General features: G+C 72.2%; 11 protein-coding genes and 1 pseudogene. 9 read left to right on the top strand and 3 right to left on the bottom strand.

The window, feature by feature from the left end; all coding sequences use genetic code 11:
* Positions 1–66 precede the first annotated feature (66 nt).
* The 9 genes and pseudogenes from AB0F52_RS28475 to AB0F52_RS28435 form a co-directional block, all read left to right on the top strand.
* Entirely contained in the window at positions 67–858 is a 792-nt protein-coding gene (locus AB0F52_RS28475; RefSeq protein ID WP_360177445.1) for a TIGR03084 family metal-binding protein, read from the top strand.
* The gene (locus tag AB0F52_RS28470; protein ID WP_360177442.1) at positions 855–2543 is read left to right on the top strand and encodes an acyclic terpene utilization AtuA family protein; all 1689 of its coding nucleotides are present in this window, start codon (positions 855–857) and stop codon (positions 2541–2543) included. The genes AB0F52_RS28475 and AB0F52_RS28470 overlap by 4 nt, the downstream gene beginning before the upstream one ends.
* On the top strand, positions 2540–3688 hold the full coding sequence (locus AB0F52_RS28465) for an acyl-CoA dehydrogenase family protein (protein ID WP_360177439.1): 1149 nt from the start codon (positions 2540–2542) through the stop codon (positions 3686–3688). The genes AB0F52_RS28470 and AB0F52_RS28465 overlap by 4 nt, the downstream gene beginning before the upstream one ends.
* Complete coding sequence (locus AB0F52_RS28460) at positions 3685–5283, top strand: carboxyl transferase domain-containing protein (RefSeq protein ID WP_360177436.1); 1599 nt, start codon at positions 3685–3687, stop codon at positions 5281–5283. The genes AB0F52_RS28465 and AB0F52_RS28460 overlap by 4 nt, the downstream gene beginning before the upstream one ends.
* Before the next feature lie 7 nt (positions 5284–5290).
* Positions 5291–7240, top strand: a complete 1950-nt coding sequence (locus AB0F52_RS28455) for a biotin carboxylase N-terminal domain-containing protein (RefSeq protein WP_360177433.1) — start codon at positions 5291–5293, stop codon at positions 7238–7240.
* Positions 7237–8403 carry an acyl-CoA dehydrogenase gene (locus AB0F52_RS28450; RefSeq protein WP_360177430.1) on the top strand — a complete coding sequence of 389 codons (1167 nt, stop codon included), beginning with the start codon at positions 7237–7239 and terminating at the stop codon, positions 8401–8403. Before AB0F52_RS28455 ends, AB0F52_RS28450 begins: the two co-directional genes overlap by 4 nt.
* Positions 8404–8411: 8 nt before the next feature.
* On the top strand, positions 8412–9248 hold the full coding sequence (locus AB0F52_RS28445; RefSeq protein WP_360177427.1) for an NAD(P)-dependent oxidoreductase: 837 nt from the start codon (positions 8412–8414) through the stop codon (positions 9246–9248).
* Complete coding sequence (locus AB0F52_RS28440; protein WP_285990127.1) at positions 9245–9841, top strand: TetR family transcriptional regulator; 597 nt, start codon at positions 9245–9247, stop codon at positions 9839–9841. The genes AB0F52_RS28445 and AB0F52_RS28440 overlap by 4 nt, the downstream gene beginning before the upstream one ends.
* 24 nt (positions 9842–9865) lie before the next feature.
* Positions 9866–9997 (top strand): annotated as a pseudogene (locus AB0F52_RS28435) (winged helix-turn-helix transcriptional regulator); the annotation flags it as partial.
* A gap of 58 nt (positions 9998–10055) precedes the next feature.
* On the opposite strand, the gene AB0F52_RS28430 reads toward AB0F52_RS28435, so the two are convergent.
* The 3 genes from AB0F52_RS28430 to AB0F52_RS28420 all read right to left on the bottom strand — a co-directional run bounded on the left by AB0F52_RS28430 (position 10056) and on the right by AB0F52_RS28420 (position 13518).
* The gene (locus AB0F52_RS28430; RefSeq protein WP_360177424.1) at positions 10056–10706 is read right to left on the bottom strand and encodes a response regulator transcription factor; all 651 of its coding nucleotides are present in this window, start codon (positions 10704–10706) and stop codon (positions 10056–10058) included.
* On the bottom strand, positions 10703–11782 hold the full coding sequence (locus AB0F52_RS28425; RefSeq protein ID WP_360177421.1) for a sensor histidine kinase: 1080 nt from the start codon (positions 11780–11782) through the stop codon (positions 10703–10705). The genes AB0F52_RS28430 and AB0F52_RS28425 overlap by 4 nt, the downstream gene beginning before the upstream one ends.
* A gap of 416 nt (positions 11783–12198) precedes the next feature.
* The gene (locus AB0F52_RS28420; RefSeq protein WP_360177418.1) at positions 12199–13518 is read right to left on the bottom strand and encodes an alpha/beta fold hydrolase; all 1320 of its coding nucleotides are present in this window, start codon (positions 13516–13518) and stop codon (positions 12199–12201) included.
* Positions 13519–13641: the final 123 nt, after the last annotated feature.

Raw genomic sequence — 13641 nt, 5'->3', positions numbered from 1 at the left:
AATCAGGCGTGCTTGATTTTTCTCCTTCCCGGTGCCACGCTGGCCCGAGACGCAAGGAGGCGGGCGATGGCGGATCTCGGCGTGATCCTCGGGGATCTCGACGCGGAGACACGGACGATCGAAGACGTGGTGGCGAACCTGCCCGCGGCGGACTGGGCACGGCCGACACCGGCCGAAGGGTGGACGATCGCGCACCAGATCGCGCACCTGGCCTGGACCGATCGCAAGGCCCTGATCGCGGCCGCGCACCCGGAAGACTGGCCGGCCGAGGTCGAAGAGCTCCTCAAAGGCGGGGAGACCTACGTCGACGACGGGGCCGCGGCCGTGGCGCAGCGGCCGCCGGGGGAAATCCTCGAAGACTGGCGCGAAGGGCGCGTATTGCTCGCCGCGGCCCTCGCCGCCGTCCCCGAGGGGCAGAAGCTGCCCTGGTACGGGCCGCCGATGAGCGCCGCCTCGATGGCCACCGCGCGGATGATGGAGACCTGGGCGCACGGCCAAGACATCTTCGACGCCCTCGGCCTGACCCGTGAGCCCACCGCGCGGCTGTGGCACATCGCCCGCTTCGGCACCCGGACCCGCGACTTCGCCTACAAGGTCCACGCGCTCGCGCCGCCGCCCGAGGAGTTCCGTGTCGAACTGATCGCGCCCGACGGCTCCACCTGGGCGTTCGGCCCCGAGGACGCCGAGCAGAAGCTCACCGGCACCGCGGTGGACTTCTGTCTCGTCGTCACCCGGCGGCGGCACCCGGCCGACACCGATCTGGTCGCCCACGGCGCCGACGTCGAGGAATGGCTCGGCATCGCGCAGGCCTTCGCGGGTCCGCCCGGGAACGGCCGCAAGCCGGGGCAGTTCGCATGACGTACCGCATCGGCAACGCTTCGGGCTTCTACGGCGACCGGTTTTCCGCGGTCCGCGAGATGCTCACCGGCGGGGCCCTCGACGTCCTGACCGGCGACTACCTGGCCGAGCTGACCATGCTCATCCTCGGCCGCGACCGGATGAAGGACGCGAACCGCGGCTACGCCAAGACGTTCCTGCGCCAGATGGAGGAGAACCTCGGCCTGGCGAAGGAAAAGGGCGTCAAGATCGTCGCCAACGCGGGCGGGCTCAATCCCGCCGGGCTCGCGGACGCGCTCCGGGAGCTGGCCGATCGCCTGGGTCTCGACGTCAAGATCGCGCACGTCGAAGGCGACGATCTCGTGGCGCGGGCCGAGGAGCTGGACCTCGGCGAACCGCTGACCGCCAACGCCTACCTCGGCGCCTGGGGCATCGCGGAGTGCCTCAACGCGGGCGCCGACGTCGTCGTCACCGGGCGCGTCACCGACGCCTCCGTCATCGTCGGCCCGGCCGCCGCGCACTACGGCTGGGCCCGTGACGACTTCGACGCCCTCGCCGGCGCGGTCGCCGCCGGGCACGTCATCGAATGCGGCGCCCAGGCCACCGGCGGCAACTACGCCTTCTTCACCGAGCACTCCCTCGGCGTGCCCGGGTTTCCGATCGCCGAGATCGAGGCCGACGGTTCCAGCGTCATCACCAAGCACCCCGGCACCGGCGGCGTGGTCAACGCCGGCACGGTCACCGCGCAGCTGCTGTACGAAATCACCGGCGCGCGGTACGCCGGGCCGGACGTCACGACCCGGTTCGACACGCTCTCGCTGACCGAGGACGGACCCGATCGCGTGCGCATCTCCGGCGTCCGCGGGGAAGCCCCGCCGCCGACGCTGAAGGTCGCGCTGAACACCCTCGGCGGGTTCCGCAACGAGACGACGTTCGTCCTCACCGGACTCGACATCGAGGCGAAAGCCGCGCTGGTGCGGGAACAGCTCGAAGCGTCCATGAAGGACCGGCCGCCGGCCGACGTCCGCTGGACCCTCGCCCGCACCGACCACCAGGACGCCGACACCGAGCAGGCCGCGAGTGCGCTCCTGCACGTCGCCGTCAAGGACGCCGACCCGAAGGTCGCCGGGCGCGCGTTCACCGGCGCGGCCGTCGAACTCGCGCTGGCCAGCTACCCGGGGTTCCACGTCACGGCGCCGCCGTCGGACGCCTCGCCGTACGGTGTCTACACCGCGGCCTACGTGGACGCCGCGAAAGTGCCGCACGTCGCCGTGCTGCCGGACGGGATGCGGGTCGACATCGCGCCTTCGGCGTCTACTCAGGACATGTCCGAAGTGGACGAACCGGCGCTGCCCGAACCCCTCGGCCACGGGCCGGTGCGGCGGGTGCCCCTCGGCATGATCGCCGGCGCGCGCAGCGGCGACAAGGGCGGCAACGCCAACCTCGGCGTCTGGGTGCGGTCGGAAGAGGCGTGGCGCTGGCTGGTGCACCGGCTGACCGTCGCGGAGTTCAAGCTGCTGCTGCCCGAGACCGCGGACCTGCCGGTGACGCGGTACCTGCTGCCGAACCTGCGGGCGATGAACTTCGTCGTCGAAGGCCTCCTCGGTGAGGGTGTCGCGTCGCAGGCCCGGTTCGACCCGCAGGCCAAGGCGCTCGGCGAATGGCTGCGGTCGCGGGAGATCGACGTCCCGGAGGTCCTGCTGTGACCGATCCCTTCCGGACGCCCGAACGGGCCGAGCTGCGCGAGACCGTGCGGAAGTTCGCCGAGCAGGAGGTCCTGCCGCACCTCGACGACTGGGAGCGCGCCGGCGAACTGCCCCGGGACCTGCACCGCAAGGCCGGAGACCTCGGCCTGCTCGGCGTCGCCTTCCCGGAAGAGATCGGCGGCGGCGACGGCAACTACCTCGACGCTCTGGTCGTCGCGGAGGAGATGCACTACGCCGGCGGTTCCGGCGGGCTCTTCGCGTCGCTGTTCACCTGCGGCATCGCCGTGCCGCACATCGCCGAGGCGGGCGACCCGGTCCAGGTCGAACGCTGGGTGCGGCCGACGCTGGCCGGGGCCAAGATCGGCGCCCTCGCCGTGACCGAGCCGGACGGCGGCTCCGACGTCGCCGGGATCCGGACCACCGCTGTGCGCGAGGGCGACGAGTACGTCATCAACGGTGCCAAGACGTTCATCACCTCCGGGTGCCGGGCGGACTTCGTGACGACGGTCGTGCGCACCGGCGGCGACGGCGCCCACGGGCTCTCGCTGATCGTCGTCGAACGCGGGACACCGGGGTTCACGGTGAGCCGCAAGCTCGAGAAGATGGGCTGGCTCTGCTCGGACACCGCCGAACTGTCCTACGTGGACGTCCGGGTGCCGGTGGAGCACCTGGTGGGCGCCGAGAACAGCGGGTTCGCGCAGGTGGCCACCCAGTTCGTCACCGAACGGCTGTCGCTGGCCGTGCAGGCGTACGCGCACGCCCAGCGCGCGCTCGACCTGACGCTGGACTGGTGCCGGCTGCGCGAGACGTTCGGCCGTCCGCTCATCTCGCGGCAGGTCGTCCAGCACAAACTCACCGAAATGGCGCGGAAGATCGACGTCGCCCGCACCTACACCCGGCAGGCCGCGATCCGGCACGTCTCCGGTGAAGAGGTCATCGCCGAAGCCTGTTTCGCCAAGAACACCGCCGTCGAGGCCGCCGAGTGGGTGGTCAACGAGGCCGTCCAGCTGCACGGCGGGCTCGGCTACATGCGCGAGTCCGAAGTGGAGCGCCACTACCGCGACGTCCGGATCCTCGGCATCGGCGGCGGCACCACCGAGATCCTCACCGGCCTGGCCGCGAAGCGATTGGGATACACCTCGTGACTGCTCTGAGGTCCACAGTGGACACGCGGGCCGCCGAGTTCGGCGCGAACCGCGAGGCGATGCTGGAGAAGCTCGCCGAGATCGACGCCGAGCACGCCAAAGCCGTCGCCGGCGGCGGCGAGAAGTACGTCGAGCGGCACCGCAAGCGCGGCAAGCTCCTCGCGCGGGAACGCATCGAGCTGCTCCTCGACGCGGATTCGCCGTTCCTGGAGCTGTCGCCGCTGGCCGCGTGGGGCACCGACTACCGCGTCGGCGCGAGCCTGGTGACCGGCATCGGCGTCGTCGAAGGCGTCGAGTGCCTGGTCTCGGCCAGCGACCCGACGGTCAAGGGCGGCGCGAGCAACCCGTGGACGACGAAGAAGAGTTTCCGGGCCGCGGACATCGCCGCGCAGAACCGGCTGCCGTCGATCAACCTCGTCGAGTCCGGCGGCGCGGACCTGCCGACGCAGAAGGAGATCTTCATCCCGGGCGGCCGGATCTTCCGGGACATCACGCGGGCCTCGGCCGCGGGCTGCCCGACGATCGCGCTGGTCTTCGGCAACTCCACCGCGGGCGGCGCGTACCTGCCGGGCATGTCGGACTACGTCGTGATGGTCAAGGAACGCGCGAAGGTGTTCCTCGGCGGGCCGCCGCTGGTGAAGATGGCGACCGGTGAGGAGTCCGACGACGAGTCGCTCGGCGGCGCCGAGATGCACGCGCGGACCTCGGGCCTGGCCGACTACCTGGCCGCCGACGAGCAGGACGCCATCCGGCTCGGCCGGAACATCGTCAAGCGGCTCAACTGGACCAAGCAGGGGCCTTCGCCGAAGCCGGACTACGAAGAGCCGCTCTACGACGCCGAGGACCTGCTCGGCATCGTGCCGACCGACCTCAAGGTGCCCTTCGACCCGCGCGAGGTCGTCGCCCGTGTCGTCGACGGCTCCGACTTCGACGAGTTCAAGCCGCTCTACGGCTCGTCGCTGGTGACGGGCTGGGCGAGCATCCACGGCTACCCGGTCGGCGTGCTGGCGAACGCGCAGGGTGTGCTGTTCGGCGAGGAGTCGCAGAAGGCCGCGCAGTTCATCCAGCTGGCCAACCAGATCCACACCCCGCTGGTGTTCCTGCACAACACGACCGGCTACATGGTCGGCAAGGAGTACGAGCAGAGCGGCATCATCAAGCACGGCGCGATGATGATCAACGCCGTCTCGAACTCGAAGGTGCCGCACCTGTCCGTCCTGATGGGAGCGTCCTACGGTGCCGGGCACTACGGGATGTGCGGCCGCGCCTTCGATCCCCGCTTCCTGTTCGCCTGGCCGAGCGCCAAGTCCGCGGTGATGGGCCCGGCGCAGCTGGCCGGCGTGCTGTCCATCGTGGCCCGCGCGGCGGCCGAGAGCCGCGGCCAGGAGTACAACGAGGAACACGACAAAGCCATGCGTGCCATGGTGGAGGGCCAGATCGAGGCCGAGTCGATGCCGATGTTCCTCTCCGGCATGCTCTACGACGACGGCATCATCGACCCGCGCGACACCCGCACCGTGCTGGGGCTGAGCCTGTCCGCGATCCACAATGGACCAGTGAAGGGCGCCGAGGGCTTCGGCGTCTTCCGGATGTGAGCGAGCGATGATCCAGAACCTGCTGGTCGCCAACCGCGGCGAGATCGCCCGCCGCGTCTTCCGCACCTGCCGCGACGCCGGGATCGGCACCGTCGCGGTGTTCTCCGACGCCGATGCCGCCGCACCGCACGCCCGGGAAGCCGACGCGGCCGTCCGGCTGCCCGGCAACGCGCCGTCGGAGACGTACTTGCGGGCGGAGCTGCTGGTCAAGGCCGCGGCCGAGACCGGCGCCGACGCCGTCCACCCCGGCTACGGCTTCCTGTCCGAGAACGCCGCGTTCGCCCGCGCCGTGCTCGACGCCGGGCTCACCTGGGTGGGCCCGCCGCCCGAGGCCATCGAGACCATGGGCTCCAAAGTGGAGTCGAAGCGGCTGATGGCCGCGGCCGGGGTGCCGGTCCTGTCCGAACTGGACCCGGCGTCGGTGACCTCCGAAGACTTGCCGTTGCTGGTCAAGGCGTCCGCCGGGGGTGGCGGTCGCGGGATGCGCGTGGTCCGGTCGCTCGACGAGCTGGCCGAGGCGGTGGAAGGCGCCAGTGCGGAGGCCGCGTCGGCGTTCGGCGACCCGACTGTGTTCTGCGAGCGCTACCTGGAGACCGGACGCCACATCGAGGTCCAGGTGCTCGCCGATCGGCACGGCACGGTGTGGGCGGTGGGTGAGCGGGAGTGCTCGATCCAGCGCCGCCACCAGAAGGTCGTCGAGGAGGCGCCCTCGCCGTTCGTCGACGACGCCCTGCGCGCGGAGCTGTTCGACGCCGCGCGCAAGGCCGCCCAGGCGATCGACTACGTCGGCGCGGGCACGGTCGAGTTCCTCGCCGGGCCCGACGGCCGCTTCTACTTCCTCGAAATGAACACTCGGCTGCAGGTCGAGCACCCGGTCACCGAGAACGTCACGGGGCTCGACCTGGTTGCCTTGCAGCTGCGGATCGCCGAGGGCGAGCGCCTCCCGGCCGACCCGCCGCCCACGGTGGGACACTCCATCGAGGTCCGGCTCTACGCCGAGGATCCGGCGGCGGGCTGGCAGCCGCAGAGCGGCACCTTGCACACGTTCGAAGTGCCCGATGTGGACCGTCAGTTCACCGAAGGCGCTGGGCTCCGGCTGGACTCCGGCTTCGAGAGCGGCTCGGTGGTGGGCGTCCACTACGACCCGATGCTCGCCAAGGTGATCACCTGGGCGCCCACCCGCGCCGAAGCGGCGAGGCGGCTGGCGAAGGCCTTGTCGGCGGCGAAGATCCACGGTGTGGTCACCAACCGCGATCTCCTGGTGAACATCCTGCGCCACGAAGCTTTCCTGGCCGGGGAGACGGACACCGCGTTCTTCGACCGGCACGGCCTCGACACCCTGGCCGCCCCCCTGGCCACGGTGGACACCGAGCGGCTCTCGGCCCTCGCGTCGGCGTTGGCGGACGCGGCGGGCAACCGGGCGTCGGCGACCACGCAGGCGCGGCTGCCCAGCGGCTGGCGCAACGTCCGCTCGGCCGGGCAGCGCAAGGTCTTCTCGGTCGCGGACCGCGAGTACGAGGTCGTCTACTCGCTCACCCGCGACGGCCTGAAGGCGGACGGGTTCGAAGCCGAGCTGGTGTCGGCTGAGCCGGGGCGCGTGATCCTGGACGTCGCCGGGGTGCGGCGCGCGTTCGACGTCGCCCGCCAGGACGGCACGTCCTATGTGGACTCCGCGCTCGGTTCGGTCGCGCTGACGGCGGCACCGCGGTTCGCCGACCCGGACGCGGCGCTGGCCGCCGGTTCGCTCGTCGCGCCGATGCCGGGCACCGTCGTCCGGCTCGCCGTGCAGGCCGGGGACGCGGTCAAGGCCGGCGACCCCCTGCTGTGGCTCGAAGCGATGAAGATGGAACACCGGATCGCCGCCCCCGCCGACGGCGTGGTGACCGAGCTGCCGGTGACCGTGGGCCAACAGGTCGAAGTGGGCACGATCCTAGCTGTGGTGGGAGACGAAGCATGAATGCCATGAACTTCATCGAGCCGGAAGAGCGGATCGCCCTCCGGAAGGCCGTCGCCGAGCTCGGCGCCAAGTACGGGCACGAGTACTACGCCCGCAAGGCCCGCGCCGACGAGAAGACCCACGAACTCTGGGACGAGGCCGGCCGGCTGGGCTACCTCGGCGTCAACATCCCCGAAGAGTACGGTGGCGGGGGCGCGGGCATCGCCGACCTCGCCGCGGTGCTCGAAGAACTCGCCGCCGCGGGCTCGCCGCTGCTGCTCATGGTCGTCTCGCCGGCCATCTGCGGCACCGTCATCTCCCGCTTCGGCACCGAAGAGCAGAAGAAGCAGTGGCTGCCCGGCATCGCCGACGGCACCAAGCGGATGGTCTTCGCGATCACCGAGCCCGATGCCGGGTCGAACTCGCACAAGATCACGACCACCGCGAAGCGGGACGGTGACGGCTGGGTCCTCAATGGACGCAAGGTCTACATCTCCGGCGTCGACGAGGCCGACGCGGTGCTCGTCGTCGGCCGCATGGAGGACTCGAGGACCGGCAAGCTCAAGCCCGCGCTGTTCATCCTGCCGACCGGGACGGAGGGCTTCGAGTACACGAAGATCCCGATGGACATCGTCGCGCCGGAGGACCAGTTCTCGCTCTTCCTCGACGACGTCAAGCTCCCGGCCGAAGCGCTGGTCGGCGAGGAGGACGCGGCGATCGCGCAGCTGTTCGCGGGCCTCAACCCGGAACGCATCATGGGCGCGTCGTTCTCCCTCGGCATCGCGCGGTACGCGCTGGCCAAGGCCGTCGGCTACGCGAACGAGCGGCGGGTCTGGGGCGCGCCGATCGGCACCCACCAGGGCCTCGCGCACCCGCTCGCCGAGATCAAGATCGAGCTGGAACTCGCGAAGCTGATGACGCAGAAAGCGGCGTCGCTCTACGACTCCGGTGACGACTTCGGCGCAGGGGAGTCGGCCAACATGGCGAAGTACGCCGCCGCCGAGGTCGCCATCCGGGCCACCGATCAGGCCGTGCAGACCCACGGGGGCAACGGCCTGGCCACCGAATACGGCCTCGGCACGCTGGTGACGGCGGTGCGCCTGGGCCGGATCGCGCCGGTCAGCCGCGAGATGGTGCTCAACTTCGTCGGCCAGCACAGCCTCGGCCTCCCGAAGTCCTACTAGGAGCCGACATGTCTACTTTGGACGGCAAGACGATCATCATGTCCGGTGGCAGCCGCGGCATCGGCGAGGCGATCGCGCTCCGGGCGGCCGCCGACGGCGCGAACGTGGCGCTGCTGGCCAAGACGGGTGAGCCGCACCCGAAGCTGCCCGGCACGATCCACACGGCGGCCGAAGCGATCGAGAAGGCGGGCGGGCACGCGCTGCCGATCCTCGGCGACGTCCGCGACGACGACGTGGTGGCCGCCGCGGTGGCGAAGACCGCCGAGCAGTTCGGCGGCATCGACGTCGTCGTGAACAACGCCAGCGCGATCGACCTGACCCCGACCGACCAGGTCAGCATGAAGCGCTACGACCTGATGCAGGACATCAACGCGCGCGGCACGTTCCTGCTGTCCAAACTGGCCATCCCGCACCTGCGTGCCTCGGCGAACCCGCACATCCTGACGCTGTCGCCGCCGATCAGCCTCGACGAGAAGTGGTTCACCGCCGGGCACCTCGCCTACAGCATCGCCAAGTACTCGATGAGCCTGGTGACCGTCGGGCTCGCCGCGGAACTGAAGAAGGACGGCGTCGCGGTCAACTCCCTGTGGCCGCGCACCACGATCGACACCGCGGCGATCCGCAACGTCGTCGGCGCGGAACTGGCTTCGCGCAGCCGGACGCCGGCGATCATGGCCGACGCCGCCCACGCGATCCTGACCAAGCCCAGCCGGGAGGTCACCGGCCACTTCTTCCTCGACGACGAAGTGCTGCGGGCCGAAGGCGTCACCGATTTCGCGAAGTACCGCATCGGCGACACCGCGGAGGAAGACCTGCAGCTCGACTTCTGGGTGGACCCGGCTTGACCGGCATCCGCGAACCCCAGCAGGAGCGCAGCCGCACCACGCGGCGGCGCCTGGTCGAGGCCGCCCTCGACAGCTTCGGCGAGCGCGGCTGGCACGGCGTGACGGTGGCCGGGATCGCCGAGCGGGCGGGCGTTTCCCGCGGCGCGGCCCAGCACCACTTCCCGGCCCGCGAGGACCTCGTGGTGGCGGCGGTCGACCTGCTCGGCGAAGCCCAGATCGACGAGCTGCGCGCCCAGGCGGCCGGCCTGCCGAGCGGGGCGTCCCGCATCGAGCGCGTCGTGGAGATGGTCCTCAACCTGTACACCGGCCCGCTGTTCCGCGCGGCCCTCCAGCTGTGGTCGGTGGCGGCGACCGACGAGGCGCTGCGGGACGTGCTGGTGCCCCTGGAAGCCCGGGTCGGCCGCGAGGCGCACCGCGTGACGGTGGAGCTCCTCGGCGTCGACGAGTCCCGGCCGGGGGTGCGGGAGCTGGTCCAGGCCACCCTCGACCTGGCCCGCGGGCTCGGCCTGGCCAACCTCCTGACCGACGACACCCGCCGGCGGCGTCAGATCGTGCGCGAATGGGCCCGCACCCTGGAGCTGCGGCTGACCTAGCCGAACCCCCCCGCTCAGCGTGCTCACGGCGACCTGCGCGCCACCGTCGAGGGGATCAGCGGCAAGGTCCTCGCCGAAACCCTGCGCGACCTCGAACGCGACGGGCTCGTCGAGCGGCACGCGTACGCGGAGGTGCCGCCGAGGGTCGAGTACGAAGCGTGGCCGTTCTCCGGCGACCCGGCCGAAGAGGACGCCTTCTGGGGCGCGGCCTGAGTCAGCGGTCGTCGGCGAGGCCGTGTTCGTAGGCGTGGATCACCAGGTGCACCCGGTTGCGCAGGCCGAGCTTGGCCAGCAACCGGGCCACGTGCGTCTTGACCGTGCCTTCGCCGACGACGAGGGCAGCGGCGATCTCGGCGTTGCTCATGCCCTTCGCCACGAGCCGCAGCACCTCGAGTTCCCGCGGGGTGAGGCGGTCGAAGCCGTCCGGCGCGCGCCGGGGTGCGGGGGCGGCGAACCGGCGGAGGGTGCGGCGGGTGACCTGCGGGTCGAGCAGGCCCTGCCCCTTCGCCGCCGCGCGGACCGCGCCGACCAGCAGCGCCGGTTCGCTGTCCTTGAGCACGAACCCGGCCGCGCCCGCCGCGAGCGCCCCGAACAGGTATTCGTCGACGTCGAACGTGGTCAGCGCGACGACCGCGGGCGCCGGGTTGACCGATTCGCCGATCCGGCGGATGGCGGCGATCCCGTCCAGCCGGGGCATCCGCAGGTCCAGCACCACGACGTCGACGCCGCCGTACCGGGCCTTCTCGACGGCTTCGGCGCCGTCGGCGGCTTCGCCGACCACCTCGATGTCGTCCTCGGCGTCGAGCACCAGGCGCAGGGCCCAGCGGACCGGCTCCTGGTCGTCCGCGAGCAACGTGCGGATCATCGCGGGAGCCGGGCTTCGACGCGCCAGCCGGTCGGGTCGTTGGGCCCGATTTCCAGGGTGCCGCCGAGCAACCGGGTCCGCTCCCGCATCCCGCGCAGGCCGCTGCCTTCGGCCGGGGCGCCGGGGGTGGTGGAGCCGTTGTCGGCGACGGTGATCACGACGGCGTCCGGGCGGTGGTCGACGTCGAGGTGCACGCGGGTCGCGTCGGAATGGCGCAGGACGTTGGTCAACGCTTCCTGAGCCACCCGGTAGCCGGCGTGGCCGAGCAGCGGTGGCACGTCCGGCGAGCCGCACCGGGTGAGGGTGACCGTGCGGTCCGGGCCGGTGGTGCGCTCGACCAGGGTGTCCAAATCGGACAGTGAGCTGCCGGTTCGCGGCAGCACGGCCCGCACTTCGGCGAGGGCGGTGGCCGAGGCGTCGGCGATGGTGGCCAGCGCCCGGTCGGCGGCCGGCGGCAGCGCGCGGGCGACGTGGCGGACCGCGGTGGCCTGCAGCCGGATCACGGTGAGGTGGTGGCCGACGGCATCGTGCACCTCCCGGGCGACGCGGGCGTGCTCCTCGGCGACGACCCGCCGGGTCTCCGCCCGGTAGAGGCGCTCGGCGTGCTCGGCGCGGTCCCGGTGCAGCCGCAGGGCGTACCCGGCCGCGACCGGCGCGACGCCGAGCAGCACGAGGTCGGTGTAGGTGGCGGCGCCGGCCGGACGGACCCCGGCGACGGCCAGGACGAGCAGCCAGCCCACGGAGCAACCGAGCACGCGCGGCCGCGGCCGGTGGTAGGCGGCCGACCCGAAAGCGGCCATGGCGACCAGCCGCCCGGGCCAGAGCGGCAGGGCGATGACGACGGCCGCGCAGAGCAAGGCGGCGCAGAGCGGAAAGCGGCGCCGAAGCAGCAGCGGCGCGGCCACGGCGGCGGCCCCCGCCCCGACGGCGAGCGGCTCGGCACCGGCCCGTTCGGCCAGCCCGAGCCCCAGCACGACCACCGCGGCGGCGCCGGTGACGACGAGATCACCGGTGGCGCTGCGGAGAAAAGCCGGCGGTTGCCACGGCCCCGGGCTGCTCGGGTGGTCGATGGCCATGTCCACGTTGTACACGTCCGGTGAGTTCGTAGTGCGGCTTCGAGATGAAGCCGGCGGGGCTGGGTGGCTGGGTGTGGTTGCGGTTGGCGGTGCGGTGCGGTGCGGGTTCGGCTGGTTGAGCGGTGCGGGTCCGGCTGGCTGGTGGGCGGGGGTTCCGACTGGCTGATGTGCGGGGTCCGGTTGGCCGGTGAGTGGGTTGCGGTGGGCTGTGCGGTGCGGGTTCGGCTGGCTGCTGGGCGGGTTCCGGTTGGCCGGGCGGCCGCGGGTTGGCGTGGTTGCGCTCGCCGGCAAGGGCTTCGGCCGGCTTGGGGCGCGGGCATTGAGCGGCCCAGGCAGCAGTGTTGCCGTGGAGCCGTGGAGCCGTGGAGCCGTGGAGCCGTGGCGGTGAAAGCCGGGCCGGTCAGCCACCCCGCCGGTCAGCCCGCGCTTCCGCAGCGCGCCTCCGCCGGCGGCAGCTGCCCGTCCCCCAGCCACCGGTGCACGTAGCCGCGCACGCACGCGTTCCCCCGCAGGTACAGCGCGTGGTTCCCCGCCGACGGCAGATAACTCCCGTGCAGCTGCGCCGCGACCCGGCGGCCGTGCTCCGCGGGCGTCAGCGGGTCGTCGTCGCCGTTGGCCACCAGGACCCGGGGCATCGGGGGCAGGGGTGCCGGTGGGTTGAGCCCGGTCCGGGGCAGCCCGGCGCACTGTCCCGACACCCGCCACGGGTGCACTGCCCAGCCCAGCCGGGGCGCCGCCGCCCGCAGCTCGGCTTCCACCCGTTCGGCGGCCGGGAACCGGGCCGGGTCCGGGAAATCCGCGCAGAACGCCGTCCGGGCGAGGCGGGCGTCGGGCGGGGCCGGGTGGGGTGTCACCGCCGAGGTGTCCCCGGCTTCGGCCGCGGCCAGGCCCGCCGCCAGCGCCGGCCAGCTCCGGTCGTCGCCGATCCGGGCGGCCGCCCACGCGACGGCCGTCCCCGCCGGCAGCGCGTCCCACACCGCGATCACGTCACGCCCGTGCAGCGCGCAGCTCGGGTCCGCCGCACACCAGCGGGCCATCCGGAACAGGTTGCGTTCGGCCGTCACCGCGCCGGCCCGGGCCCACGCCGCCGGATCGGACCGGGTGTGGTCCAGCACGCTGTCGAGGTACATGCGCCCGACGCGGGAGCCGAACAGCGCCGCGTACTCCTGCCCGTAGACCGTGCCGTACGAGCTGCCGAAGTAGTTCAGCCGGGGCTCGCCCAGCCGGGCCCGGATCACGTCCATGTCGCGGGCGACCTGACGGGCCCCGAGGGGACCGGGGGCCGCCGTGCAGTCCGCCGCGAACTTCGCGTTGGCGGCGGCGTAGGCGTCATACGCGCTCTTGGTCAGCGGCCCCGGCAGAGGTGCGGGAGTCGGCCCGGGGCACGTGACGTCGAGGCCGCGCGGGTCGAACACCACCACGTCGAACCGGGCCGCCAGGTCGGTGAACTGGTCGCGGAAGCCCGGCACGGCGAAGAGCGGGATCGACTGCGCGGGACCGCCCGGGTTCACCAGCAGGGTGCCGAGTTTCCGCTCGCGCGCGGGGATCCGCAGCAACGGGACGGTGACGGTGGCCCCGGCGGCCGGGTGGTCCCAGTCAGCGGGTACCTCGATCCCGGTGCACGACAAGCCGTCGTAACAGTCCCGCCACGCCAAGCCCTCGTCCGCCGTAGCGGTCCCGGCGCCGGTCACGAGCAGCAGAGCCACCGCGGCCACGTGCTTGAACAGTGCTTCCATGCCTCGATTCGAGCAGCCGGCGGCGCCGCGCGCGTCTGCCTCGAGACAGACTTTTCCGCCCGGGGAACCTCACCCACACCCCGGACGTCCTAGTGCCGTAAGTAACACAATCGGCCCAATGGG

Source organism: Amycolatopsis sp. NPDC024027 (assembly GCF_040638975.1).
In the GTDB taxonomy this organism is placed as follows: Bacteria; Actinomycetota; Actinomycetes; order Mycobacteriales; family Pseudonocardiaceae; genus Amycolatopsis.
The sequence above is the reverse complement of the archived record's forward strand: the minus strand, read 5'-3'. Positions and strand labels throughout refer to the sequence as shown.

What these genes read in the sequence shown, in the direction of transcription:
- AB0F52_RS28445 (WP_360177427.1), top strand. Translation starts at nt 8,412, where the DNA reads ATGTCTACTTTGGACGGCAAGACGATCATCATGTCCGGTGGCAGCCGC.
- AB0F52_RS28430 (WP_360177424.1), bottom strand. Translation starts at nt 10,706, where the DNA reads ATGATCCGCACGTTGCTCGCGGACGACCAGGAGCCGGTCCGCTGGGCC.
- AB0F52_RS28470 (WP_360177442.1), top strand. Translation starts at nt 855, where the DNA reads ATGACGTACCGCATCGGCAACGCTTCGGGCTTCTACGGCGACCGGTTT.
- AB0F52_RS28425 (WP_360177421.1), bottom strand. Translation starts at nt 11,782, where the DNA reads ATGGCCATCGACCACCCGAGCAGCCCGGGGCCGTGGCAACCGCCGGCT.
- AB0F52_RS28475 (WP_360177445.1), top strand. Translation starts at nt 67, where the DNA reads ATGGCGGATCTCGGCGTGATCCTCGGGGATCTCGACGCGGAGACACGG.
- AB0F52_RS28455 (WP_360177433.1), top strand. Translation starts at nt 5,291, where the DNA reads ATGATCCAGAACCTGCTGGTCGCCAACCGCGGCGAGATCGCCCGCCGC.
- AB0F52_RS28450 (WP_360177430.1), top strand. Translation starts at nt 7,237, where the DNA reads ATGAATGCCATGAACTTCATCGAGCCGGAAGAGCGGATCGCCCTCCGG.
- AB0F52_RS28420 (WP_360177418.1), bottom strand. Translation starts at nt 13,518, where the DNA reads ATGGAAGCACTGTTCAAGCACGTGGCCGCGGTGGCTCTGCTGCTCGTG.